Consider the following 23,831-nt stretch of genomic DNA (forward strand, 5'->3'; position numbering starts at 1 on the left):
CGGATTCTCACTCGGTGGCGCCCGCGCTCCGGGCGCGCTTACCTCGCTCGGGGTCGGATTCTCACTCGGTTGCGCCCGCGCTCCGCGCGCGCTTACCTCGCTCGGCGGGCCAGCCTTTCGGAGTCCGAAATCAGCACGCTCTTGCCCTCCAGGCGGATCCAGCCGCGGTGGGCGAAGTCGGCCAGCGCCTTATTCACCGTCTCCCGCGAGGCGCCCACCAGCTGGGCGATCTCCTCCTGGGTCAGGTCGTGGGTGACCCGCATGGCGCCACCCTCCTGGGTGCCGAAACGCTGGGCGAGCTGCAGCAGCTGCTTGGCCACCCGGCCGGGCACGTCGGTGAAGATCAGGTCGGCCAGATTGTTGTTGGTGCGGCGCAGCCGCCGGGCCAGCACCCGCAACAGCTGCTCGGCGATCTCGGGGCGGTCGGCGATCCACGCCCGCAGCGCGTCGCGGTCCATCGACACCGCGCGCACCTCGGTGATGGTGGTCGCGCTGGAGGTCCGCGGGCCCGGGTCGAAAATCGACAATTCGCCGAACATGTCCGACGGGCCCATGATCGTCAGCAGGTTCTCCCGGCCATCGGGTGAGCGACGGCCGATCTTCACCTTCCCGGAGACGATGATGTAGAGCCGATCGCCCGGCTCGCCTTCGGCGAAGACCGTGTGCCCACGGGGAAAGTCGACGGGTTGCAGCTGCTTGGTAAGCGCGGCGACCGCGCCCGGCTCAACCCCTTGGAAGATTCCTGCCCTTGCCAGGATCTCGTCCACATTGCCTCTTCAAAGTTTCAATGTTTGTGATACGGCCAGGTTAATCCCGTGCTCGCGTGATGAGTCTAGCGGTAGGACATTTTGTCCAACGTGCAACGCTACACACGATTGACGTGTCTAGTGGCCCTAAACTGCGGATTGATCCGCGAATGCGCGTGTATTCGCGTCGGCAATGTCAGCTCGGTGTGGTCGATGAAGCTGGCGGCAAACGACGGCGCGGCGTGGCGCGGCGCGGCCGTCAGCCCGGCCAGCGCGGCCTCGGCGAGTTCCCGGGCATCGCGGCGATGCAGGAGCTCCAGCGCCTCGGGCATGCCCTCCCGCGCCAACGTGCGCAGGTCCACGAGCTCGGTGTGTTCGAAAAGCTCGGTGACCGCGATCATCGCGACGTCCTCGCGGGCCAGCCCCCGTTCGAGCCGTCCCAAGCCGAGCGCCGCCAGCATCAGTAGCCCAGGAACGCAGGCCACCAGCAACCATGACACAAGGAGAGTAAACAGGGCCTTCAATCAACACGAGGTCTCGGCGAGATCACGAAATCAGTACTCTGTCGTAGGTGACAGCGGCAAAGTCGTCCGGGCGGGCGAAGTCGGCATCGGCCCCTGCGGGCGGTGACACCGGGCAACGGTGGGCCGAGGAGACCCGGGTCGGCCTGGTGCGACGGGCCCGCCGGATGAATCGGGCGCTCGCGCAGGCGTTTCCGGACGCGCACTGCGAGCTGGACTTCACCACGCCACTGGAGCTGACGGTCGCCACCATCCTGTCCGCGCAGAGCACCGACAAGAGGGTGAACCTGACGACGCCGGCCTTGTTCAAGCGGTACCCCAGCGCGCTGGACTACGCGCAGGCCGACCGCGACGAACTGGAAGCGCTCATCCGCCCGACGGGGTTCTTCCGGAACAAGGCGACCTCGCTCATCGGCCTCGGTCAGGCCCTGGTCGAACGGTTCGACGGCGAGGTGCCCTCCACCATGGAAGAACTGGTCACGCTGCCCGGGGTGGGCCGCAAGACCGCCAACGTCATCTTGGGCAACGCTTTTGGGGTTCCCGGCATCACCGTCGACACCCATTTCGCCCGGCTGCTGCACCGCTGGCGCTGGACCACCGACAAGGACCCGGTCAAGATCGAGCGCGCGGCGGGCGAACTGATCGAACGCAGCGAGTGGACCATGTTGAGCCACCGGGTGATCTTCCATGGCCGACGGGTGTGCCACGCGCGCAAGCCGGCCTGCGGGGTGTGCGTGGTGGCCAAGGACTGCCCGTCCTTCGGCCTCGGCCCCACCGAGCCGCTGCTGGCGGCGCCCCTGGTGCGCGGCCCGGAGACCGAGCACCTGCTGGCGCTGGCCGGCCTGTAGAGCACGGCCTTGACGCGCACCACGCGCTGGACGATCGCGATCCTCGCGGTGGTGGCGGCGTTGGTCGCGGCCCTGGTGGCCCAGCTGCGCGACCAGTCCGCGACGACGACCCGGCCCGGCACCGCGGTGAACGCGCCGGACCGTGAACACCGGGACGCCGACACGCCGGCGGCGCTGGCGGGGCCGCGGCAGCGGGCCGATCTGGCGCCCTGTCCGGGCGCCGGCGACGGTCCCGGACCGCCGGCGCTGCGGGGGATCACGGTCGATTGCGCGGCGGACGGCTCGGTTGTCGACGTCGCTCGCGCGCTGGCCGGGCGTCGGGTGGTCCTCAACCTCTGGGCGTATTGGTGCGCGCCGTGTGCGGCCGAACTGCCCGCGATGGCGGAGTATCAACGCCGGGCCGGGCCGGACGTGACGGTGGTGACGGTGCATCAGGACGAGAACGAGACGGCCGCGTTGCTGCGGCTGGCCGAACTGGGCGTTCGGCTGCCGACCCTGCAGGACGGCCGCCGCCGGGTCGCGGCGGCGCTCGGTGTCGTAAACGTCATGCCCGCGACGGTGGTTCTGCGGCCGGACGGTAGCGTTGCGCAGATGCTGCCGCGGGCCTTCGACAGTGCCGACGAGATCGCGGCCGCGGTCGGAAAAGACAAGGGATAAGCCGAAAATTGGACCGACTGGAGCGCCCGGTGAGTGTTGGGGGCACGCCCCCGCCCGCGGGCGGTGCGGCCCAGGGCGCCGCGCGCGCGGCGCTGCCCCTGACGCCCGACGCCTCCCCGCCGTGGCTGCGCCCCCTGGTCGATAACGTCGAGCGGATGCCGGAGGCGTACCGGCGCCGGCTGCCGGCCGACGTGCTGGCCTTAATCACCGGCAAGGCGGTATCGGCGCTGCGCGGCAGCGGCCGGGAAGCCGCCGTCCTGGTGTTGTTCTCCGGGCCGGAGTCCGCGGCGGCCGACGGCGGCGTCCCCGACGACGCCGACTTACTGGTCACCGTGCGGGCCTCCACGCTGCGCCACCACGCGGGCCAGGCCGCGTTCCCCGGCGGAGCCTCCGATCCGACGGACGACGGCCCGGTGGCCACCGCCCTGCGGGAAGCTCAGGAGGAGACCGGGATCGACGTCTCCCGGTTGCGCCCCCTGGTCACGATGGAACGCACGTTCATCGCGCCGTCGCGGTTTCACGTCGTCCCGGTGCTGGCCTACTCGCCGGATCCGGGTCCGGTGGCCGTCGTCAACGAGGCCGAAACCGCGATCGTCGCGCGAGTTCCGTTGCGCGCCTTCATCAATCCGGCCAACCGGCTGATGGTGTATCGGGGCGACCTCGGGCGCCGGTGGGCCGGACCGGCGTTTCTGCTGAATGAGATGCTGGTTTGGGGATTCACTGGCCAGGTGATTTGTGCGATGCTCGACGTCGCCGGCTGGGCCCAGCCCTGGGACACCACCGACGTCCGCGAATTGGACGCGGCGATGGCGCTGGTCGGCGACCAGGGTGGTGCCCACCGATGAACATGAACTCGATGACCCCGTCCCAGTGGCTGGACATCGCCGTGCTGTCGGTCGCCTTCATCGCGGCCGTCTCGGGCTGGCGGTCCGGCGCGGTGGGCTCAATGTTCTCGTTCGTCGGGGTGTTGCTGGGCGCGATCGCGGGTGTGCTGCTGGCGCCCCACCTGGTCAGCCACATCGCGGCGCCGCGGGCCAAGCTGTTCGCCGCCCTGTTCTTGATCCTCGCGCTGGTGGTCATCGGCGAGGTCGCCGGAGTTGTGCTTGGACGGGCGGTGCGCGGCGCGATCCGCAGCCGCACCATCCGCACGGTCGACTCGTTCATCGGGGTGGGCGTCCAGTTGGTGGTGGTCTTGACCGCGGCCTGGTTGCTGGCCACGCCGCTGACGCAGTCCAAGGACCAGCCGGAGCTGGCCGCCGCAGTCCGCGGCTCGCGGGTGCTGGCCCAGGTCAACGAGGTCGCCCCGCCGTGGCTGAAGACGGTGCCCAAACGGCTTTCGGCGCTGCTGAACACCTCGGGCCTGCCCGCGGTGCTGGAGCCGTTCAGCCGCACCCCGGTGATCCCGGTCGCCTCGCCGGACCCTGCGCTGGCCAACAATCCGGTGGTTCAGTCCACCGCGCCCAGCGTCGTCAAGGTGCGCAGCCTGGCGCCGAGTTGCCAGAAAGTGTTGGAGGGCAGTGGGTTTGTGGTCGCACCCGACCGTGTGATGACCAACGCGCACGTGGTGGCCGGCTCCAACAGCGTGCAGATCTACGCCAGCGGAAGCCCGCTGGACGCCACCGTCGTGTCCTACGACCCGTCGGTCGACATCGCGATCCTCGCCGTCCCCAACCTGCCGCCCCCGCCGTTGGCCTTCGCGCAGACCGAGGCGAAAACCGGTACCAGCGTCGTGGTGCTCGGTTATCCCGGCGGCGGCAACTTCACCGCCACCCCGGCCCGCATCCGCGAGGTCATCAAGCTCAGCGGCCCCGACATCTACCGCGACCCCGCCCCGGTCACCCGCGACGTCTACACCATCAGAGCTAATGTGGAGCAAGGGAATTCGGGCGGGCCATTGATCGACCTGAACGGTCAGGTGCTCGGCGTCGTGTTCGGTGCCGCCGTCGACGACCCCGACACCGGGTTCGTGTTGACGGCCGACGAGGTGAACAGTCAGCTCGCCAAGATCGGCGACACCCAACAGGTCACCACCGGCGCCTGCGTCAGCTGACCACGGAGTCCAGGAACCGCATCAAGTGCCGGTTGATTTCCTCCGGCGCCTCCTCGTGGCTGAAATGCCCTGCGCCGGCGACGGATACGTAACGCCCCTGCGGGGCATAACGCTGCGTCCGGTCGACCGGGTCGGCCAGTACGTAGGGGTCGGCCTCGCCGCGCAGGTGTAGCAGCGGCACGCCGAGCTGCCGGCTCATCGACTTCATGAATCGCCGGCCCTCATCACGCAGTTGGCTGCGAACCGCCCAGCGCTGATATTCCAGCGCGCAGTGCGCCGCCGAGGGAATCTGGATCGCCAGCCGCTGGTAGCGGATGGCTTCGGAAAAGTCTTCGGAGGCAACCCATTTCGCGCAGCTGCGGCTGCGGACGAGGCGCTCGATCTCGGCCCCGTTGTCGCGGGTCAGCAGCCGTTCCGGCCACACGGGCACCTGGTAGCGCAGCAGCGTCGCCAACAGCGCGTAACCCTGGTCGCGGCGGGTCAGCGTGGACCGGCGCAGGGCCGCGGGGTGCGGGGAACTGACCAGCGCGATGGCCGACACCAACCGCGCGTGCAGCAGCGCGGTGGCCCAGCACGCCAGCCCGCCGTCGGCGTGGCCGACCAGCGTCGCCGAGGAGTGGCCCAGCGCGCGGATGAGGCCCGCGGTGTCGCCGGCCAGCGTCCAGCCGTCGTAGCCCCGGGGGGGCTTATCGCTGCCGCCGTAGCCACGAAGGTCGACCGCGACCACCCGCGCCCCGGTCAGTCCCCGCAGCTGATGGCGCCACGACCACCAGAACGAACCGAAACCATGCAGCAGCATCACCAGCGGTCGGGCCGTGGGCGGCGCGGCCGAGTCGGTGTCGGCGGGCAGCGCCTCCACGACATGGAACCGGATCCCGTTGGCGTGCACGTCGAAATGCCGCCACGGCCCGTCGATGCGGGTTACCGACGGGTCCGGCGGTGCCATTTACCAACCCGACGGATCGGATTCGGGCTTCTCGTGCTTCCCGCGCCCATCGAGCTGCCTGACCGCGCCCTGCGCCTTGTCGTGACCCGGGGTGAGTGCGGTGCGCGTCTCCTTGACCGACTCGATGGTCTCCCGCGGCCCGCGGATCCGGCGCACCTTGAGGAAGCCCAGCAGGGCCAGCACGGCCCCGACCACCACCTGAATTCCGAACACGATCAGGAAAGCCGCCCAGCGCCACAGCCAGGTGTCGAGCAGCTCGGCCACGAAGAAGAAGAAAAAGAAGGTGGAGTAGAACAGCACCACCAGCGCGGCGATGAAGAAGACGCTGCCGGTCAGGCCTTTCTTGACATCGCGGGTGATCTCCGCGCGGGCCAGCTCCACCTCGGCGCGCACCAGCGTGGACACCTGGGTGGTCGCGTCCTTGATCAGGTCACCGATCGACGGCTCCGCGGGGCGGGCGTGCGGGTCGGCGAGGGGGATCGTGGTCAGGGTGCTGGGCACACCGTTCTTGCCATCGGCTTTGCTCACAGACGGTCCCCTCTTTCGTCACTGCCCGGCTCGCTGTCGTCGCGGTTCATGTTGCCATGCGCCGCCGGGCCAGACGAGGCCAGCCGAAGCCGGCCACGTCCGGGTCCGGGTCGACCAGGCCGTCTCCGGCCCGTCGGCCAACTGATACCCGATCGGAACGCGCCGAACCAGGCCCTTTGCCGGGGGCCCACGCGCGAGGCGGGCCGTTGCCGCATCACACCGCCCCGGGGCCATCGCCCCGCGGGCCGCGCTGGGCACGGCGGGCGAGGGGCCCGGCCGACTAGACTGGCCAAGCCGGTCCGGGTCCGGCCTGTCGATGGGAGTGGTGCTGTGCAGACGGCGCACCGGTGCTTCGTGGCGGCAATGGGGGCGGCGCTCCTGGTCCTGGTGGGCTACCCCGTGCGCGCCGCGGCCGCCGATGTCAGGATCCCGATGGGCGGCGGCGCCGGCATCGTCATCAACGGGGACACCATGTGCACCCTGACGACCATCGGGGGCGATACCGCCGGAGACCTGATCGGCTTCACCTCGGCGCACTGCGGCGGCCCGGGCGCGCAGGTCGCCGCCGAGGGCGCGGAGAACGCCGGCACCCTGGGCACCATGGTGGCCGGCAACGACAACCTGGACTACGCGGTCATCAAGTTCGATCCCGCGAAGGTGACACCGACGGCCAACTACAACGGCTTCGCGATCAACGGCCTGGGCCCGGACCCGGCCTTCGGCGAGATCGCCTGCAAGCAGGGCCGCACCACCGGGAACTCGTGCGGCGTCACCTGGGGCCCGGGCCAGGACCCCGGCACGATCGTCATGCAGGTGTGCGGGCAGCCCGGCGATTCCGGCGCGCCGGTGACGGTGAACAACATGCTGGTCGGCATGATCCACGGGGCGTTCAGCGACAACCTGCCGACCTGCATCATCAAGTACATCCCGCTGCACACGCCGGCCGTGGTGCAGTCCTTCAACGCGATCCTGGCCGACGTCAACGCCAAGCACCGGCCGGGCGCGGGTTTCACCCCGCTACCGGCCTGATCTGAGCTACTTCGCGGCCTGGATCGCGTCGAAAACGCCGGGGTCCAGCAGGGTCGACGTGTCTCCGAGTTCCCGCTTCTCGGCGACGTCACGCAGGAGCCTGCGCATGATCTTGCCGCTGCGGGTCTTGGGCAGTTCGGGCACCACGTGAATCTCCCGCGGCTTGGCGATGGGTGAGATCTCGCGGGCCACCTCGGCGCGCAGCTCGTCGACGATTCCGTCGTGCACCTCGTACTCGGCGCACAAGACGACGAACGCACAGACGGCCTGGCCCGTGGTCTCGTCGGTCTTGGCGACCACCGCGGCCTCGGCCACTCCGTGGTGGCCGACGAGCGCCGACTCCAACTCGGCGCTCGAGAGCCGGTGCCCCGACACGTTCATCACGTCGTCGATGCGGCCCACCACCCAGATGGCGCCGTCGCGGTCGTAATAGGCGCTGTCCCCGGCGAAATACCAGCCCTGCTCGGCGAACCGAGACCAGTAGGTCTCGACGTAGCGGTCCGGGTCGCCCCAGATGCCGCGCAGCATGGACGGCCACGGCTGGTCCAACACCAGGTAGCCGGTGACGTGTTCGCCGTGATGGACGGTGGGCGTCAGGTGTTCGCCGTGGTCGTCGACGATGCTCGCGGAGATGCCCGGCAGCGCCCTCATCGCCGAACCCGGTTTGGCCGCGGCGACGCCGGGCAGCGGGGAGATCATCGCCGCGCCCGTCTCGGTCTGCCACCAGGTGTCGACGATCGGCAGGCTGTCGGCGCCGATCACCTTGCGGTACCAGCGCCACGCCTCGGGGTTGATCGGCTCGCCCACGGTGCCCAGCAGTCGCAGGCTGGACAGGTCATGCGCGTCGGGAATCTCGCGGCCCCACTTCATGAACGTCCGGATGAGCGTCGGCGCGGTGTAATAGATTGTGACGCCGTACTTTTCGATGATCTCGAAGTGCCGGTGCTGGGTCGGCGAGTCGGGCGTGCCCTCGTAGAGCACCTCGGTGACCCCGTTGGACAGCGGGCCGTAGACGCCGTAGGTGTGGCCGGTGACCCAGCCGATGTCGGCGGTGCACCAGAAGACGTCGCGTTCGGGCTTGATGTCGAAGATGTAGTAGTGCGTGTAGGAGCACTGGGTCAGGTAGCCGCCGCTGGTGTGCACGATGCCCTTGGGCTTGCCGGTGGTGCCGGAGGTGTACAGCAGGAACAGTGGCTGCTCCGCGTCGAAGGGCTCCGGCGTGTGTTCGGGCGACGCGTCGTCGACGACGTCGTGCCACCACACGTCGCGGTCGTCGTTCCACGACACGTCGATCCCGGTGCGCCGCACCACCAGGATGTGCTCGACGGGGCTCTCGGGATCGTCGACCGCCTCGTCGGCGGCGTCCTTCAACGGTGCGGGCTTGCCGCGGCGGAACTGCCCGTCGCTGGTGATCACCAACTTGGCCTGGGCATCGGCGATGCGGGCCCGTAGCGCCTTCGCGGTGAAGCCGGCGAACACCACGCTGTGCATGATGCCCAGCCGGGCGCAGGCGAGCATCGATATCACCGCTTCGGGGATCAACGGCAGGTAGATCGCGACGCGGTCGCCGGCGACCAGGCCCAGGGCGGTCAGCGCGTTGGCCGCCTTGCACACCTCGGCCTGCAGCTCGGAATAGCTCAGGCTGCGGCTGTCGCCGGGCTCGCCCTCCCAGTGGATGGCGACGCGGTCGCCGAGGCCGGCCTCGACGTGGCGGTCCACGCAGTTGTAGGCGACGTTGAGCTTGCCGTCGGCGAACCATTTCGCGAACGGCGCCTGCGACCAGTCGAGCACCTCGGTGAACGGCGTCGACCAGGAGAGCCGGTTCGCCTGTTCGGCCCAGAAGGCCAGCCGGTCCTCTTCGGCCTCGCGATACAACTCCTCGCCGGCGTTGGCCTGCTCGGCGAACGCCGGCGGCGGGGGATACGACGACGGGCCTACGGCGTCGGTGGTGGTCACTGGCTTCCTCCTAGTGTCGAGGCTCGTCAACCGTCAGAGCCTAACGCCGCAAGGTAAAAAGGGAAGCTTCAAATTCAGGTCGAACCGCAGCCCCATGACGGATAATCACCGGTGTGCCCGGCCAGCGGCGGCGCATCCGCCGACTCGTTCCCAGCTTCGCCGCGGCCGCAACGGTTTACGCGGCCGCCGCCCTGCCGGGGCCAGCGGCGCGGGCCGTCCCGATCGACACCGCCGACGCACCAACCCCGTGCTGGTCGGACCAGATCGCCGTCACCGCATCGCCGACCCAGGCCGCCGTGGGCCACCGCGGGGCCACGCTGGTGTTCAGCCTTGCCGGCGGCGCGGAGCCCTGCACGCTGACCGGATATCCCGGCGTCGACTCGGGGTCCGGCGGACCGCTGATCCACGCCCAGCCCACCCTGCGCGGCTACATGGGCGGCCTACCCGGCGGCGCCGACGTGCCGCCCACCGTGATCCTGTCCTTGTCCACCCAGGCGCAGGCCGTGGTGGAGGGGGTGGCCATCGACGCGAACGGCGAGCCGTGCCCGACCTACACCGATCTGCTGGTCAATCCGCCGGACACGACCGTCGTGCTGAGCGTGCCGGCCACCATCGACGCCTGCGCGCTGCAGGTGCATCCGGTGACGCCCGTCTGAGTGACGTTACGAGTCGGCCCTCGCCAGGCAATACACGCGGGCCGGCTCCGGGTAGCTGACGCCCTTTGACCATTGCGGGCATTGGGTTTTGTCCGTGCTGCCATCGATGCGCTGCAGGATTTTCACCTGTACCCGGTTTGAGTCGCCGCAGTCGCCCGGCCTCAGGCTCACGGCTTCGCCGTCGCTGATGTACAGATAGCAACGGCCCTGTTGCAGGTTGATGAGAAAGCACAGTGTCGTCGAGTGGTTGCTCGCACGCTCGTAGATCGAGTGCTCCCGTTTACCGTCGGGGCAGCTGTCCGAGGCATTCCCCTTGAACGCGAGTTCGTAAGTCGCCGCGGGGTCGCTACAGCCGCTGATCAGGCGGGCGTCGAAACGGTTTGCCCGGTAATCACTTTCGCTGATGCAATCGCCCACCCGCAGCAAGGACTCGTCCTTTTGGCTCGAGATCGCGCGCGCGGCGTGGCTGACGATCCCGAACCCGCCCAGCGCCACCAAGACCAAACCGACGGTGATCAGCGTGGTGGCGGACTTGCTCGTCCGCGGCCGCGGCGGGGCCCCGGGCGGGTAACCGGGAGGGGCCAACCGGGGTAGCCGATCGCCTGCGGTGGCGGGCCCGGGGGATACGGGTAGGCGGGCGGGGGTTGCTTTCGGCGGCCACGCGAGAGCTCCCACAGCCCGATCACCAGACAGATCAAGCCGGCCGTCGGGAGGCCGAGCAAGAACATCAGCCGGCCCGCGTGCACGGCGGAATCCTCGGCGGAGGCAAGATACGCGACGACCACCACGGGATCGTAGGTCGCCGAAGCCCGTGCGGGCACTTCACCGCCGCTGCGCGGCAGGCCCTAGGGTCGGGTCATGCACCGGATGCGGGCCGTGGCGGCCACCGTGGTCGTGGCGCTCGCCGCGCTCACGGGTTGCGGCGGCGGGGCCCTGAGCCCCGAGCTGGTGGTGGTCAACGGCGGGGAACCGCCGAACCCGCTGGTTCCGACCGGCACGAACGACAGCCTCGGCGGGCGAATCCTGGATCGGCTGTTCGCCGGCTTGGTGTCCTATGACGCCGCAGGCAAACCCTCACCGGAAGTGGCGCGGTCGGTCGAGACCACCGACAACGTGAACTACCGGATCTTGCTCAAGCCCGGCTGGAAGTTCACCGACGGCTCGCCGGTGACGGCCCATTCGTTCGTCGACGCGTGGAATTACGGCGCGCTGAGCACCAATGCCCAACTGCAACAAAGCTTTTTCAGCCCGATCGTCGGGTACGACGAGGTCGCCGCCCTGACCGCAGACGGGAAGCCGGCCCGGACCACCATGTCCGGGCTGCAAGTCGTCAACGATCTCGAGTTCGACGTGCGGCTCAAGGCGCCGACCGTCGACTTCACGTTGCGGCTGGGACACAATGCCTTTTACCCGTTGCCGGAAAGGGCTTTTCGGGACATGGCCGCGTTCGGCCGCAACCCGGTCGGCAACGGCCCCTACGAGTTGGCTGACGGTCCCGACGGGCCGGCCTGGGAACACAACGTCAAGATCGACCTGAAACCCAACCCCGACTACCACGGCAGTCGCAAGCCCCACAACAAGGGCCTGCGGTTCGAGTTCTACGCCAACCTCGACACCGCCTACGCCGACCTGCTGTCGGGCAATCTCGATGTGCTGGACACGATTCCGTCGAGTGCACTCACAATCTACAAGCGTGACCTGGGCGGCAACGCGGCCAGTGGACCGGTCGCGGTCAGCCAATCGCTCGACACGCCACTGCGGCTGCCGCATTTCGGCGGCGAAGAAGGCCGGCTGCGCCGGTTGGCGTTGTCGGCTGCGATCAACCGGCCACAGATCTGCCGGCAGATCTTCAACGCCACCCGCAGCCCTGCCCGCGACTTCACCGCGAGCTCGTTGCCCGGATTCGATCCGCACATCCCGGGCAACGACGCATTGGACTTCAATCCCGAACGGGCCCGCCAACTCTGGGCGCAAGCCAACGCGATCTCGCCATGGAGCGGACGGTACTCGATCGCCTACAACGCCGACAGCGGCCATCAGGAGTGGGTGGACGCCGTGGCCAACAGCATCAAGAACGTGCTCGGTATCGACGCGGCCGGCGCGCCCCACCCCACGTTCGCGGGTTTCCGCACCCAGATCACCAACCGCACCATCGATACCGCGTTCCGCGCGGGCTGGATCGGCGACTACCCGTCGATGATCGAGTTCCTCGCCCCGCTGTACGCCACCGGAGCGGGATCCAACGACGTCGGATACTCGAACCGGGACTTCGACGCCGGCCTCGCCGCCGCCGAGGCCGCACCCGACCTGCAACAGGCGGACGTGCTGGTCAATAAGGCCCAGCGGATCCTGTTGCGCGACATGCCCGCCGTGCCGCTGTGGTACTACATCGCGGTGGTCGGATGGTCGTCGCCGGTGAGCGGCGTCAAGCTCACGTGGAACGGTCTGCCCGACTACGAGAACATCGTTAAGGCGTAACGGCATGGGTTCCTACATCGCGCGCCGGATCGCCGTCATGGTTCCCGTCTTCCTCGGCGCCACGTTGCTGATCTACGGCATGGTGTTCCTGTTGCCCGGCGACCCGGTGGCCGCGATCGCCGGGGACCGCCCGCTGACGCCCGAGGTCGCCGCGCAGCTTCGGGCCCGCTACCACCTCGACGACCCGTTCATCGTCCAGTACCTGCGCTACCTCGGCGGCGTCCTGCACGGTGACTTGGGCCGCTCCTACTCGGGGCTGCCGGTGAGCGACGTTCTCGCACACGCCTTTCCGGTGACTCTGCGGCTGGCGCTGATCGCCCTGGTCGTCGAAGCGGTGCTGGGCATCGGCTTCGGGGTGATCGCCGGGCTGCGCACCGGCGGGATCTTCGACTCGACCGTCCTGATCGCGGGGCTCGTCATCATCGCGGTCCCCATCTTCGTGCTGGGGTTCCTGGCCCAGTTCGTGTTCGGGGTGAAGCTGGGCATCGCACCGGTCACGGTGGGCGAGAGGTCGACGATCGGGCGCCTGCTGCTACCCGGCGTCGTGCTGGGTTCGGTGTCGTTCGCCTACGTGGTGCGGTTGACCCGGTCGGCGGTCGCCGCCAACGCGCACGCCGACCATGTCCGCACCGCCACCGCCAAGGGGTTGTCCCGGCCGCGCGTGGTGACCGTGCACATCCTGCGCAATTCGCTGATCCCGGTGGTGACGTTCCTGGGGGCGGACCTCGGGGCGCTGATGGGCGGAGCCATTGTCACGGAAGGAATTTTCAACATCCACGGCGTCGGCGGTGTGTTGTATCAGGCCGTCACCCGCCAGGAGGCGCCGACCGTGGTGTCGATCGTGACGGTGCTGGTGCTGATCTACCTGATCACCAACCTCGCGGTGGACCTGCTGTATGCCACGCTGGATCCGAGGATCCGGTATGGCTGAGCGCAGCGGCTTCTGGCGCGACACGTGGCGGGGGCTGCGCGGCCGGCCGAAGTTCGTCTTCGCCGGCCTGCTGATCCTGTTTATCGTTGCGGTCGCCACGTTTCCGGCGTTGTTCACCGGGGCCGACCCGAGTTACGCCGATCCCAGCCAGAGCCTGCTTCCGCCATCGGGCGCGCACTGGTTCGGCACGGACCTGCAAGGCCACGACGTCTACGCCCGCACCGTCTACGGCGCGCGGGCCTCGGTCACCGTCGGCCTGGGGGCCGCGGTGGTGGTGTTCGTCGTCGGCGGCGCGCTCGGCGCGCTGGCCGGCTTCTACGGGGGCTGGGTCGACACGCTGGTCTCCCGCGTCAGCGACGTCTTCTTCGGCCTGCCGCTGCTGTTGGCGGCCATCGTGCTCATGCAGGTCATGCACCACCGCACGGTGTGGACCGTCATCGCCATCCTCGCCTTGTTCGGCTGGCCACAGGTGGCCCGCATCGCCCGCGGATCGGTGCTCTCCGTGCGCGCCAGCGATTACGTGCTCGCCGCGAAAGCATTGGGGCTGAGTCGCTTTCAGATACTGCTGCGCCACGCGCTGCCCAACGCACTGGGCCCGGTCATCGCGATGGCCACCATCGCCCTTGGCGCCTTCATCGTCACCGAAGCCACGCTGTCCTACCTGGGCGTCGGGCTGCCGCCGACGGTGGTCTCCTGGGGTGGCGACATCAACCTCGCCCAGACGCGGCTGCGGGCGGGCTCGCCGATTCTGTTCTACCCGGCCGGCGCGCTGGCGATCACGGTCCTGGCGTTCATGATGATGGGTGACGCGTTGCGCGACGCCCTGGACCCGGCGTCCCGAGCGTGGCGGCCGTGACCGGCGCGCCGTTGCTGGCCGTCGAGGGGCTCCGAGTCAGCTTCGGCGATCACGCCGCCGTCCGCGGCGTGGACCTCACCGTCCTGCCGGGCGAAACCATCGCGGTGGTCGGCGAATCGGGATCGGGGAAATCCACCACGGCGGCCGCGATCCTCGGGCTGCTTCCCCCCGGCGGGCGGATCACCGCCGGGCGCATCGTCTTCGACGGTTCCGACATCGCCGGCGGCAACCGACGGACGCTGCGCGCCATCCGGGGGCGCGAGATCGGCTACATTCCACAGGACCTGATGAGCAATCTCAACCCGGTCTGGAAGGTCGGTTTCCAGGTCTCGGAAGCGTTGCGGGCCAACACTTCCGACCGGCAGACGCGGCGGCGCGCGGTCGAGCTGCTCGGTCAGGCCGGCATGCCGGACCCGGCGAAACAAGCGGGCCGCTACCCGCACCAGCTGTCCGGCGGCATGTGCCAGCGCGCACTGATCGCGATCGGGTTGGCGGGCCGGCCGCGGCTGCTGATCGCCGACGAGCCGACGTCGGCGCTGGATGTCACCGTGCAGCGTCAGGTGCTCGACCACCTGCAGGGGCTGACCGCGGAACTCGGCACCGCGCTGCTCCTGATCACCCACGACCTGGCGCTGGCCGCAGAACGCGCCGGGTCCGTCGTCGTGATGCGCGAGGGCGCCGTGGTGGAATCCGGTGCGGCGCGGTCGATCCTGCGCGAGCCGCAGCACGAGTACACCCGGCGGCTGGTGGCCGCCGCGCCGTCGCTGACGGTGCGGAGCCCCGCCCGGCCGCGTCCGGCGGACGACGGCGGGTCCGACGCGGTCCTGGTCGCCTCGGAGCTGACCAAGGTCTACCGCGACTCGCGCGGTGTGCCGTGGAGACGGGCGGAAGTCATTGCGGTGGAGGGAGTTTCGTTCGGGCTGCGGCGGGCCAGCACCCTGGCGATCGCCGGCGAATCGGGGTCGGGCAAATCCACCCTGGCGCGAATGGTGCTCGGCCTGCTGGCGCCAAGCTCCGGCACCGTCGTCTTCGACGGCACCCGCATCGACGCCGCGCTGAGCCGGGACCAGCAACTGGCCTTCCGGCGCCGCGTGCAGCCGATCTTTCAAAACCCCTACAGCAGCCTGGATCCCATGTATACGGTGTTTCGCGCCATCGAGGAACCGCTGCGCATTCACCGCGTCGGCGACCGCCGGCAGCGCGGGCGCGCGGTGCGCGACCTCGTCGAACAGGTGGCCCTGCCGTCGTCGGTGCTGGGGCGGCTGCCCCGTGAGCTGTCGGGCGGCCAACGGCAGCGGGTGGCGATCGCCCGTGCGCTGGCACTGCGGCCCGACGTGCTGGTCTGCGACGAGGCGGTCTCCGCGCTCGACGTCCTGGTGCAGGCGCAGATCTTGGATCTGCTGGCCGACCTGCAAACCGAGCTGGGCCTCGCCTACCTGTTCATCAGCCACGACCTGGCGGTGATCCGGCAGATCGCCGACGACGTCTTGGTGATGCGCGCCGGCCGCGTGGTGGAGCGGGGCGCCACCGAGGAGCTGTTCACCCGCCCCCGGCACGAATACACCCGCCAGCTGCTGGAGGCCATCCCGAAGGCGCCGACACCCGATCGTTGAAGCCGGGATAGGTTGGCAACCTGTGACCGCCGATCCACTGGCCCCGCTGATGGAGTTGCCGGGCGTCGCCGAGGCCAGTGACCGGGCCCGCGACGCGCTGGGCCGCGCCCATCGCCACCGGGCCAACCTGCGGGGCTGGCCGGTGACCGCCGCCGAGGCGGCGTTGCGGGCCGCGCGCGCCTCGTCGGTGCTGGACGGCGGCCCCGTTCGGCTGGAGGACCTCGCCGATGCGGCGGTGGTCAGCGATCCGGTGTTCGGTGGGGCGCTGCGGGTGGCGCAGGCGCTGGAGGGCGGCGAGGGTCCGCTGGTCGGGGTGTGGCGGCGGGCCCCGCTGCAGGCGCTCGCGCGGCTGCACATGCTGGCGGCGGCCGACCAAGTCGACGAGGAGCGGCTGGGCCGGCCCCGCGCCGATGCCGGCGTCGGGCCGCGGCTGGAGTTGCTGGCGGATTTGGTGAGTGGTGGCACCGAGGCACCGGCGCCGGTGGTCGCCGCGGTCGCGCACGGCGAGCTGTTGACGCTGCGGCCGTTCGGCAGCGCGGACGGCGTGGTGGCCCGCGCGGTCTCGCGGTTGGTGACCATCGCCAGCGGGCTGGACCCGCACGGGTTGGGGGTACCCGAGGTGAGCTGGATGCGCCAGCCCGCCGACTATCGCGATGCGGCGCAAGGCTTTGCGGATGGAACTCCGGCCGGGGTGGGGGCGTGGCTGCTGCTCTGCTGCCGGGCGATGCGAGCCGGTGCACAGGAGGCGTTGACGATCGCGGAGTCGGTGTCGAGCCGGTAGCTGGATCGGTAGCCGGAGCCGGGCGAAAACACCGCCGGACAATGTAAAGCGGGCGACGTCCCGAAGGATTCGGTCCGCCGCCCGCTAACACGGAGCTCGGTTACCATGCGTGCATTTCGGGGCTGCGTGGGTTGGCCTCGGCGATCTTGCGATACTTCCGGTTGCAACCCCACCCAAAGGGCCGTCGACACCGTCCGTATTTCGCAATTACGCAGGCCCGCAACACTTCTGCCATTATCGCGGCTATGACTCCGCGTGGGTGCCGGGTTCCGTGCTGGGCGCCCGGTTCGGGAGAACGATCCTTCTCTTCCGGATCGACCTTGGCCTCATCGGGCTTCCGTGGTTCCTTTGTACTACTAGACCTCTAGCGCAGCAAGGCCCAATTTTGTTCGAAATCGCGCACCGATGCGGAAATGCGTTTGCTGCGAAACGCGGGGCCTAGAACGCGAAGCGGCGCAGCAGCGAATAGGTGACCGCGCCGGCGGCCAACGCACTGACGCCCACCGCGGCGGTCGTCGCGATCGCGGCGCCCGACGGTGCCGGGATGCGGTCGCGCAGCGACACCGGCCGGGAGAACGACAGCACCGGCCAACCGCGCTCGACGGCTTCCCGGCGCAGCCCACGGTCGGGATTCACCACGCTGGGGTGGCCGACGGACTCGAGCATCGGCAGGTCGGTGATCGAGTCGGAGTAGGCGTAGCAATGCTCCAGCGGGTAGCCCTCGCGGGCGGCCAGCTCGCGGATCGCCTGCACCTTGCCCTCGCCGTAGCAATAGAACGCTATCTCCCCGGTGTACCGACCGTCCTCGACGACCATGCGGGTCGCCATCGCGTGGGTGGCGCCAAGCGCACGGGCGATCGGCGCCACGATCTCCTCGCCGGAGGCGGAGACCACGACGACGTCGCGGCCGCACAATTTGTGCGCGGCGATCAGGTCCGCCGCTTCGGCGAACACCAGCGGCGTCACGATGTCGTGCAGAGTTTCGTTGACGATCGACTTGACCTGTTCCACGTCCCAACCGGCGACCATGTTCGTCATGTGGATGCGCATCCGGTCCATCTGGTCATGATCAGCACCGGAGAGCAGATAGATGAACTGGGCGTAGCTGGATTTGAGCACGGCGCGGCGGTTGAGCAGTCCTTGGTTGAAGAATGGTTTGCTGAAAGCCAGCGTGCTGGACTTGGCGATGATGGTCTTGTCTAAGTCGAAGAAGGCCGCTGTGCGGGCGCGGGGAGCGGTGGTAGCCGACGTGTGCTGCTCCTCGGCCGGGTCGAAGACGGTCACCGCCCCAGCATAGGTGGGTCGTCGGTCCGGGCTGCGGTTCTGGGACCGAAATGGCCGCTCAGCAAAGTGGGACCGACGGTAACGGCAGTGTTTTTGCGGCTCAACGTGTTCTTTCATAGAAAGAGCTATTGCGTTACCGCCGCTTGTCATGTGTATAGTAAGCATTACTCGGCCTGAGCCGAGGGTGTATCAGCCCGACCCCCCGGGGCTGATGCACGACGACCCTCGCCTCCTCCCCCCCTGGCGGGGGTCGTCCCTTTTCTGGGGTAAATTCCGCCGACACCGGGCCGCCTGGCGTGGCCGTCCGATTGGTTGCGGGCTTTCCGCATCGTGTGCGCCGCCCGACGTGTTTGTGCACACTCGCGTCTCTCTCCACAAATCCGCAGTTTGGGACTGGTGTCCAATATCGCGGGCCCGCAGAGTGGGGCACGTGACGAGCACCTCGCAGGCCGACGCGACGGCTCCCGCGGGCGTGCTCGCGATGCTGGCGGACCCGGAGCTGCGCCGCGACTTGGAGCGCGTGGCCGCGGCCGTCGGCGTCCGGGTAGTCCATGCCGGTGGCGTCGTGAGCCGCAAGACGTGGTCGGCGGCGGCGGCCGTCGTGCTGGACGAGGCGGCGGCCGAACGGTGCGGGCGGGCGGCGCTGCCCCGCCGCGCTCACGTGACCGTGCTGGCGGCGGCCGACCCGGCGACCTCGACATGGACGGCGGCCGTCGCCGTCGGCGCCGAGCACGTGCTGCGGCTGCCCGAGCGGGAGCGTGACATGGTGCGCGCGCTCGCAGAGGCGGCCGAATCGTCGCGCGACGACGGGACTCGCGGCGCGGTGGTCGCGGTCATCGGGGGATGCGGCGGGGCCGGCGCCTCGACGCTGGCGGTCGGCTTGGCGCACGCGGCGGCGGACGCGCTGCTGGTGGACCTCGACCCATGGGGCGGCGGGATCGATCTGCGGCTTGGCGCCGAGAACGCGGCGGGCTTGCGCTGGCCGGACCTGGCGCTGCAGGACGGCCGGCTCAGCTGGTCGTCCGTGCGGGCGGCGTTGCCGCGGCACCGGGGCATCAGCGTGCTCTCCGGCACCCGGCGCGGATACGAGCTGGCGGCCGGCCCCGTGCACGCCATCGTCGACGCCGGCCGCCGCGGCGCGGTGACGGTGGTCTGCGACCTGCCGCGCCGTCTCACCGATGCGGCGCACGCCGCGCTGGATGCCGCCGACCTCGTCGTCGTGGTCAGCCGCTGCGACGTGCCGGCGTGCGCCGCGACGGGTGCGCTGGCGCCGGTGCTCGCCGCGGTCAACCCCAACGTGGGATTGGTGGTGCGCGGTCCATCACCGGGTGGGTTGCGGGCAGCCGAGATCGCCGAGATCGCCGGGCTGCCGTTGCTGGCGTCGGTCAAAGCACAGCCCCGGGTCGCCGAGCAGCTGGAGCGAGGCGGCCTGCGTCTGGGGCGGCGATCTACGCTCGCGGCGGCGGCTCGGCAGGTGCTGGCGGTGCTGCCGCGCGCGTCGGGGCCGGCACGAAAAGGCGAGGCCGCGTGAGTGGTTCGCTGATCGACCGGGTACGGGAGCGGCTGGCCGCCGAATCCGCGCCGCTGGGGGCCAACGTCGTGGCCGCCGCCATTCGGGCCGAGTCGGGCGGCATGCTCGGCGATACCGAGGTGCTGGCCAACCTGCGGGTCTTGCAGACGGAGCTCACCGGCGCCGCATCCTCGAGCCGTTGTTGTGCGCCGACGGCACCACGGACGTGTTGGTCACCGCGCCCGACGCGGTCTGGGTTGACGACGGAAATGGCTTGCGGCGCACGCAGGTCCGGTTCGCCGACGAAGCGGCGGTGCGGCGCCTGGCGCAGCGGCTGGCGCTGGCGGCCGGTCGCCGGCTGGACGACGCGCAGCCGTGGGTGGATGGCCAGCTGACCGGGATCGGCGCCGGGTTCGCGGTGCGATTGCACGCCGTGCTGCCGCCGGTGGCGGCCGCGGGCACGTGCCTGTCATTGCGGGTGCTGCGGCCGGCCAGTCAGGACCTGGCGGCCCTGATCGCGGCGGGCGCGCTGGCGCCCGAGGCCGCCGCGATGGTCGCCGACATCATCGCCGCCCGGTTGGCCTTCCTGGTGTGCGGCGGAACAGGAGCGGGCAAGACGACGCTGTTGGCGGCGATGCTCGGCGCGGTCGCGCCCACCGAGCGGATCGTCTGCGTCGAGGATGCCGCCGAGCTGGCGCCCCGGCACCCGCACCTGGTGAAACTCGTCGCGCGGTGCGCGAATGTCGAAGGCATCGGCGAAGTTCCGGTGCGCCAGCTCGTTCGCCAGGCCCTGCGGATGCGGCCGGACCGCATCGTGGTCGGCGAGGTGCGGGGCGCCGAGGTGGTGGACCTGCTCGCGGCGCTGAACACGGGCCACGACGGGGGAGCGGGCACGGTGCACGCGAACAACCCGGCCGAGGTCCCCGCCCGGCTGGAGGCGCTGGGCGCGCTGGGCGGTCTCGATCGCGCGGCGCTGCACAGTCAGCTCGCCGCGGCCGTGCAGGTGCTGTTGCACGTCGCGCGCGACCGCAGCGGGCGGCGCAGGCTCGGCGAGGTCGCCGTTCTTCGCCAGGTCGCGGGGCGGGTGCGGGCGGTCACCGTGTGGCGTGCCGACGAAGGCATGACCGACGAAGCCGAGCTCTTACACCGCGTGCTGCGGGGCAGGTTGCCGGCATGAACGGCCCGGCCACCGGTGCGCTGCTGTTGGCGCTCGCGCTGCTCGTGCTTCCGGCGTCGCCGCGGCGCCGCCTGGCGCCGATGGCGTCGAACCGCCGGTGGCGCCCGGTCGCCGGGCCACGCGAGGCGGCTTGCCTTGCCGTGGTCGCCGTGGGTGCGGCCGCGGTGTTGTTACCGCTGACGACGGTGCTCGCCGTCGCGGTGGTCGGCACGACCGCGAACCTGCGCTATCGCCGCCGCCATCGCACCCGGTGCGCCCAGCGCGAGGGGCAGGCGCTGGAAGGTGCGCTCGACGTGCTCGTCGGTGAGCTGCGTGTCGGCTCCCACCCGGTGCGCGCGTTCGGGGTGGCTGCCGGCGAAACCGCCGGTGCGGTGGCGGAGTCGTTTCGGGCGGTCGCGGCCCGGGCCAGGTTGGGGGCCGACGTCGCGGCCGGCCTACGCGCCGCGGCGAAATCGTCGGCCCTGCCCGGGCATTGGGATCGCCTCGCGCTGGGCTGGCAGCTGGCCAGCCAGCACGGTCTGGCGATCGCCACCCTGATGCGCGCCGCGCAGCGCGATATCGCCGAGCGGCAACGATTTTCGGCCCGGGTGACGTCGAACATGGCCGGCGCGCGGGCGACCGCGGCGATCCTGGCGGGTCTGCCGGCGCTCGGCGTGCTGCTGGGCGAGCTGATCGGCGCGCGACCGTTGGCCTTCCTGTTCAATGGGCGCGCGGGTGGCTGGCTGTTGGTGGTGGGTTCGGCGCTGGCGTGTGGCGGCCTGTTATGGGCCGACCGCATCACCGATCGGCTCGGGTCGTGACCACGGCGGCGGTGTTGCTGGCTGTGGCGGCGTGGATCGGTCCGGGCCCGGCGCTGGTGCGAACGCGGGCGCGCGCACCGGTCCGCCGGCATCGGCCGCGCCCGGGGCGCGGGATGGCGAACGGCCCCGACCCGTTGGCGGTCGCGTCCTGTCTCGACGTGCTGGCGGTGTGCCTGGGCGCCGGCATGGCCGTGGCCGCCGCCGCGTCCGCCGCCGCGGCGTCCGCCCCGCCCGCGCTGGCCCGCGTGCTGCGGCGCGCCGCCGACCTGCTGGCGTTGGGCGCCGATCCCGTTGTCGCCTGGACGATCTCGCCGGATCGGCGGCCGCACGAGGCCGACGCGCAGGTCGAGGCGTTGCTGCGGCTCGCTCGGCGTTCGGCGGCCTCGGGTGCGGCGCTGGCCGAGGGAGTCGCCGAGTTGGCCGAAGACTCCCGGCACGGTGCCGCGCACGCGGCCACCTCCGCCGCCGAACGCGCCGGGGTGCTGATCGCCGGGCCGCTCGGGTTGTGTTTCCTGCCGGCGTTCGTGTGCCTGGGAATCATTCCCGTGGTGGCGGGGCTCGCCGGCGAAGTCTTTCAATCGGGATTATGGTGAAGAGAAAGGGAAGCATTGCTGCACAACATTTTTCGGTCGCTGATCGCGCGCCTGACGGTCGTGGTGTCCGACGAGTCGGGCATGTCCACGGTCGAATACGCCATCGGCACTGTGGCGGCCGCCGCCTTCGGTGCGATTCTGTACACCGTCGTCACCGGGGACTCCATCGTGTCGGCGCTGACCAACATCATCGGTCGCGCGCTCAACACCAAGGCCTGACCGGCAGTGCGGGCGCCAGCACCGTGGAGGCGGCCCTGGGCGTCGCCACCCTGGTGGTCGTGCTGGTGCTGTGTCTGGCCGGTGTCACCGCCGTCTCGATGCAGGTTCGCTGCGTGGACGCCGCTCGCGAAGCCGCCAGGCTCGCCGCGCGCGGCGACGACCGCTCAGCCCTCAACGCGGCCCGCCGCATCGCCCCCGGCGGGGCGCGGGTCGAGGTGCACCGCGAAGGTGAATTCCTGGTTGCCACCGTCGTCGCGCGCTCGAAGGTGTTGCCGGCGCTCGACATTGCCGCCAAGGCGGTCTCGGCGGCGGAGCCGTCGGGATGATCGGGGCTCGGCCACCCTGGTCGCGGCCTGGATGGTGGCGGTGTTGCTTGGCGTCGCGGGTGCCGGCGCTTACCTGGGTGCGGTGGTGGTGGCGCGTCACCGCGCACAGGCGGCGGCCGATCTGGCCGCGCTGGCCGCCGCGGCCCGGCTGCCGTCCGGAGCCGATGCGGCCTGCGCCCGCGCGACGGCGGTGGCCCGGCGGATGCGGGCCGACGACACCGGGTGTGCGGTGGACGGCCCGGATGTGGTCGTCACGGTCCGCGTGGCGGTCTTCGGCAGCGCGGCGAGCGCCGCCGCGCGGGCGGGCCCGGCCACCGGCTGACGCGGTCCCGACGTAATAGTCTGTCGGCGTGGTGCCGCACTGGCGGATCGGTTCGGTGATGCTGCCGATGCACGGTGTCTTCGTGGCGCTGGGCGTCCTGGCCGCCGCGGTCGTGTTCATCGCCGAAGCCCGCCGGCGCGGAGAGGTCAACGAGCAATCGCTGGTCGCGGTGACCGGCGCCCTCGTCGGCGGCGCGGTGGGAATGCGCCTGTCCGGCTGGGCCGAGCACCTGGACCTCCGCCTCAACCCGACGATGTTGCAGGCGTGGGAATTCGGGTCGCGCAGCATTCTGGGCGGGCTGCTGGGCGCCTACCTCGGCGTGCTGATCGCTAAGCGCCTCGGCGGCTACACCGGCAAGACCGGTGACCTGTTCGCCCCCGCCGTCGCCCTCGGCATGGCGATCGGCCGGGTCGGCTGCCACCTCACCGAGGCGCCGGGGCGCCCGACGAACCTGCCATGGGGCGTGCATGCCCCCGCCGGCGTGCCGAAGTGCCCGGGCTGCCTCACCGGCGCGGCGATGCACCCGTCGTTCCTCTACGAAATCGCCTTCCAGCTGGCCGCATTCGCGGTGCTGCTCTGGCTGCGCAACCGGGTGAGCCACCCGGGCGAGCTGTTCGTCCTCTACGTGGCCGGCTACGCGGTATTCCGGTTTTTCGTCGAGTTCTTCCGCGCCAACGAAACGGTGTGGCTGGGCCTGACCCGGCCGCAGTGGTTTCTGCTGCCCTCCCTGCTCGTCATCGCCGTTAGGCTGCGCGTGGGATATCGGCGGGGCAAAAGCGTTGACGTAGCGGTGGATTCGGTCACCGCGCAGTTCCATGCCGTTCATCGGGTGATGTGGTAGAGCATCGGGTTCAATCCGGTGCAGATGCCGACGGTGAAGATGGAGGTGAGCGCCCAGCCGATCATCAGTCCCATGCCGATCCCCCTCGCCCACGCGCTGCCCTTGACGAACAGCAGCGCGCCCCCGCCGCCGAAGGCGATCAGCCCGAGCATGACGGCCCCCG

25 protein-coding genes and 3 pseudogenes are annotated in these 23,831 nt (G+C 70.4%); 19 read left to right on the top strand and 9 right to left on the bottom strand.

The genetic code is table 11. The annotated features are described in order from the left end of the window. Positions 1–92: 92 nt before the first annotated feature. Both crp and A9X05_RS18930 read right to left on the bottom strand, forming a co-directional pair. Complete coding sequence (gene crp, locus A9X05_RS18925; RefSeq protein WP_044508824.1) at positions 93–767, bottom strand: cAMP-activated global transcriptional regulator CRP; 675 nt, start codon at positions 765–767, stop codon at positions 93–95. A gap of 98 nt (positions 768–865) precedes the next feature. Continuing rightward, positions 866–1,261: a hypothetical protein gene (locus tag A9X05_RS18930; RefSeq protein ID WP_231975325.1), complete on the bottom strand. Its 396-nt coding sequence runs from the start codon at positions 1,259–1,261 to the stop codon at positions 866–868. A gap of 173 nt (positions 1,262–1,434) precedes the next feature. Here A9X05_RS18930 and nth point away from each other — a divergent pair, with 173 nt between their 5' ends. The 4 genes from nth to marP are packed head-to-tail and all read left to right on the top strand — an operon-like array spanning position 1,435 to position 4,822. Continuing rightward, positions 1,435–2,115: an endonuclease III gene (gene nth / locus A9X05_RS18935; RefSeq protein ID WP_067749565.1), complete on the top strand. Its 681-nt coding sequence runs from the start codon at positions 1,435–1,437 to the stop codon at positions 2,113–2,115. A gap of 9 nt (positions 2,116–2,124) precedes the next feature. Then, complete coding sequence (locus A9X05_RS18940; RefSeq protein WP_067749563.1) at positions 2,125–2,772, top strand: TlpA disulfide reductase family protein; 648 nt, start codon at positions 2,125–2,127, stop codon at positions 2,770–2,772. A 29-nt stretch (positions 2,773–2,801) separates the two neighbouring features. Continuing rightward, positions 2,802–3,617 carry a CoA pyrophosphatase gene (locus A9X05_RS18945; RefSeq protein ID WP_067783360.1) on the top strand — a complete coding sequence of 272 codons (816 nt, stop codon included), beginning with the start codon at positions 2,802–2,804 and terminating at the stop codon, positions 3,615–3,617. A gap of 11 nt (positions 3,618–3,628) precedes the next feature. Further along, positions 3,629–4,822 carry an acid resistance serine protease MarP gene (gene marP / locus A9X05_RS18950; protein WP_156736826.1) on the top strand — a complete coding sequence of 398 codons (1,194 nt, stop codon included), beginning with the start codon at positions 3,629–3,631 and terminating at the stop codon, positions 4,820–4,822. On the opposite strand, the gene A9X05_RS18955 is transcribed toward marP, so the two are convergent. Both A9X05_RS18955 and A9X05_RS18960 read right to left on the bottom strand, forming a co-directional pair. After that, the gene (locus A9X05_RS18955; RefSeq protein ID WP_067749557.1) at positions 4,815–5,768 is read right to left on the bottom strand and encodes an alpha/beta fold hydrolase; all 954 of its coding nucleotides are present in this window, start codon (positions 5,766–5,768) and stop codon (positions 4,815–4,817) included. The two genes, marP and A9X05_RS18955, sit on opposite strands and share 8 nt — an antisense overlap. Further along, the gene (locus tag A9X05_RS18960; RefSeq protein WP_067749555.1) at positions 5,769–6,296 is read right to left on the bottom strand and encodes a phage holin family protein; all 528 of its coding nucleotides are present in this window, start codon (positions 6,294–6,296) and stop codon (positions 5,769–5,771) included. Positions 6,297–6,626: 330 nt separating this feature from the next. On the opposite strand from A9X05_RS18960, the gene A9X05_RS18965 reads away from it, so the two are divergent. Continuing rightward, on the top strand, positions 6,627–7,325 hold the full coding sequence (locus A9X05_RS18965; RefSeq protein ID WP_156669929.1) for a serine protease: 699 nt from the start codon (positions 6,627–6,629) through the stop codon (positions 7,323–7,325). 6 nt (positions 7,326–7,331) lie between these two features. Here A9X05_RS18965 and acs read toward each other — a convergent pair whose 3' ends face one another. Further along, a complete protein-coding gene (gene acs, locus A9X05_RS18970; RefSeq protein ID WP_067749553.1) occupies positions 7,332–9,281 on the bottom strand; it encodes an acetate--CoA ligase in 1,950 nt (649 codons plus the stop codon). 113 nt (positions 9,282–9,394) lie between these two features. Between acs and A9X05_RS18975 the strand changes: the two genes are divergently transcribed. Then, a complete protein-coding gene (locus A9X05_RS18975) occupies positions 9,395–9,937 on the top strand; it encodes a DUF4232 domain-containing protein (RefSeq protein WP_082971010.1) in 543 nt (180 codons plus the stop codon). 6 nt (positions 9,938–9,943) lie between these two features. Here A9X05_RS18975 and A9X05_RS32275 read toward each other — a convergent pair whose 3' ends face one another. Beyond that, positions 9,944–10,432 (bottom strand): hypothetical protein, encoded by a 489-nt coding sequence (locus tag A9X05_RS32275; RefSeq protein WP_231978433.1) that lies wholly within the window; start codon positions 10,430–10,432, stop codon positions 9,944–9,946. A gap of 20 nt (positions 10,433–10,452) precedes the next feature. After that, positions 10,453–10,722, bottom strand: a complete 270-nt coding sequence (locus A9X05_RS32280) for a hypothetical protein (protein WP_231978434.1) — start codon at positions 10,720–10,722, stop codon at positions 10,453–10,455. A gap of 73 nt (positions 10,723–10,795) precedes the next feature. Here A9X05_RS32280 and A9X05_RS18985 point away from each other — a divergent pair, with 73 nt between their 5' ends. From A9X05_RS18985 to A9X05_RS19005, 5 genes are read left to right on the top strand one after another with little or no spacing between them, the layout of a single operon-like run. Then, positions 10,796–12,415, top strand: coding sequence for an ABC transporter substrate-binding protein (locus tag A9X05_RS18985; protein WP_067783366.1), 1,620 nt, complete (start codon positions 10,796–10,798; stop codon positions 12,413–12,415). Positions 12,416–12,419: 4 nt separating this feature from the next. Continuing rightward, on the top strand, positions 12,420–13,346 hold the full coding sequence (locus A9X05_RS18990; protein ID WP_067749549.1) for an ABC transporter permease: 927 nt from the start codon (positions 12,420–12,422) through the stop codon (positions 13,344–13,346). Next, entirely contained in the window at positions 13,339–14,202 is an 864-nt protein-coding gene (locus tag A9X05_RS18995) for an ABC transporter permease (RefSeq protein WP_067749547.1), read from the top strand. Before A9X05_RS18990 ends, A9X05_RS18995 begins: the two co-directional genes overlap by 8 nt. Continuing rightward, complete coding sequence (locus tag A9X05_RS19000; protein ID WP_067783369.1) at positions 14,190–15,815, top strand: ABC transporter ATP-binding protein; 1,626 nt, start codon at positions 14,190–14,192, stop codon at positions 15,813–15,815. Before A9X05_RS18995 ends, A9X05_RS19000 begins: the two co-directional genes overlap by 13 nt. Before the next feature lie 22 nt (positions 15,816–15,837). Further along, on the top strand, positions 15,838–16,596 hold the full coding sequence (locus A9X05_RS19005) for an oxidoreductase (RefSeq protein ID WP_067749544.1): 759 nt from the start codon (positions 15,838–15,840) through the stop codon (positions 16,594–16,596). A gap of 438 nt (positions 16,597–17,034) precedes the next feature. Here the strand turns inward: A9X05_RS19005 and A9X05_RS19010 are convergent, their stop codons facing one another. Beyond that, a complete protein-coding gene (locus tag A9X05_RS19010; RefSeq protein WP_067749543.1) occupies positions 17,035–17,880 on the bottom strand; it encodes an HAD-IB family hydrolase in 846 nt (281 codons plus the stop codon). Positions 17,881–18,361: 481 nt separating this feature from the next. On the opposite strand from A9X05_RS19010, the gene ssd reads away from it, so the two are divergent. The 8 genes and pseudogenes from ssd to A9X05_RS19050 all read left to right on the top strand — a co-directional run bounded on the left by ssd (position 18,362) and on the right by A9X05_RS19050 (position 23,668). Continuing rightward, the gene (gene ssd / locus A9X05_RS19015; protein WP_067749585.1) at positions 18,362–19,411 is read left to right on the top strand and encodes a septum site-determining protein Ssd; all 1,050 of its coding nucleotides are present in this window, start codon (positions 18,362–18,364) and stop codon (positions 19,409–19,411) included. After that, positions 19,408–20,567 (top strand): annotated as a pseudogene (locus A9X05_RS19020) (TadA family conjugal transfer-associated ATPase). The gene ssd and the pseudogene A9X05_RS19020 overlap by 4 nt, the downstream one beginning before the upstream one ends. Continuing rightward, positions 20,564–21,367, top strand: coding sequence for a type II secretion system F family protein (locus A9X05_RS19025; protein ID WP_067749539.1), 804 nt, complete (start codon positions 20,564–20,566; stop codon positions 21,365–21,367). Before A9X05_RS19020 ends, A9X05_RS19025 begins: the two are co-directional and overlap by 4 nt. Then, positions 21,364–21,960: a type II secretion system F family protein gene (locus A9X05_RS19030; protein ID WP_197499127.1), complete on the top strand. Its 597-nt coding sequence runs from the start codon at positions 21,364–21,366 to the stop codon at positions 21,958–21,960. The genes A9X05_RS19025 and A9X05_RS19030 overlap by 4 nt, the downstream gene beginning before the upstream one ends. A 15-nt stretch (positions 21,961–21,975) precedes the next feature. After that, entirely contained in the window at positions 21,976–22,179 is a 204-nt protein-coding gene (locus tag A9X05_RS19035; protein WP_067749537.1) for a DUF4244 domain-containing protein, read from the top strand. Between the two features lie 23 nt (positions 22,180–22,202). Beyond that, positions 22,203–22,522: pseudogene (locus A9X05_RS19040) on the top strand (TadE family type IV pilus minor pilin); the annotation flags it as partial. Between the two features lie 14 nt (positions 22,523–22,536). Then, positions 22,537–22,827 (top strand): Rv3654c family TadE-like protein, encoded by a 291-nt coding sequence (locus A9X05_RS19045; protein ID WP_368664938.1) that lies wholly within the window; start codon positions 22,537–22,539, stop codon positions 22,825–22,827. 28 nt (positions 22,828–22,855) lie between these two features. Then, on the top strand, positions 22,856–23,668 hold the full coding sequence (locus A9X05_RS19050; protein ID WP_082971012.1) for a prolipoprotein diacylglyceryl transferase: 813 nt from the start codon (positions 22,856–22,858) through the stop codon (positions 23,666–23,668). Here the strand turns inward: A9X05_RS19050 and A9X05_RS31205 are convergent. Then, positions 23,650–23,831 (bottom strand): annotated as a pseudogene (locus A9X05_RS31205) (hypothetical protein); the annotation flags it as partial. The gene A9X05_RS19050 and the pseudogene A9X05_RS31205 overlap by 19 nt on opposite strands.

Origin of the sequence: Mycobacterium sp. E3298, from assembly GCF_001666895.1 — a bacterium.
Classification (GTDB): domain Bacteria; phylum Actinomycetota; class Actinomycetes; order Mycobacteriales; family Mycobacteriaceae; genus Mycobacterium.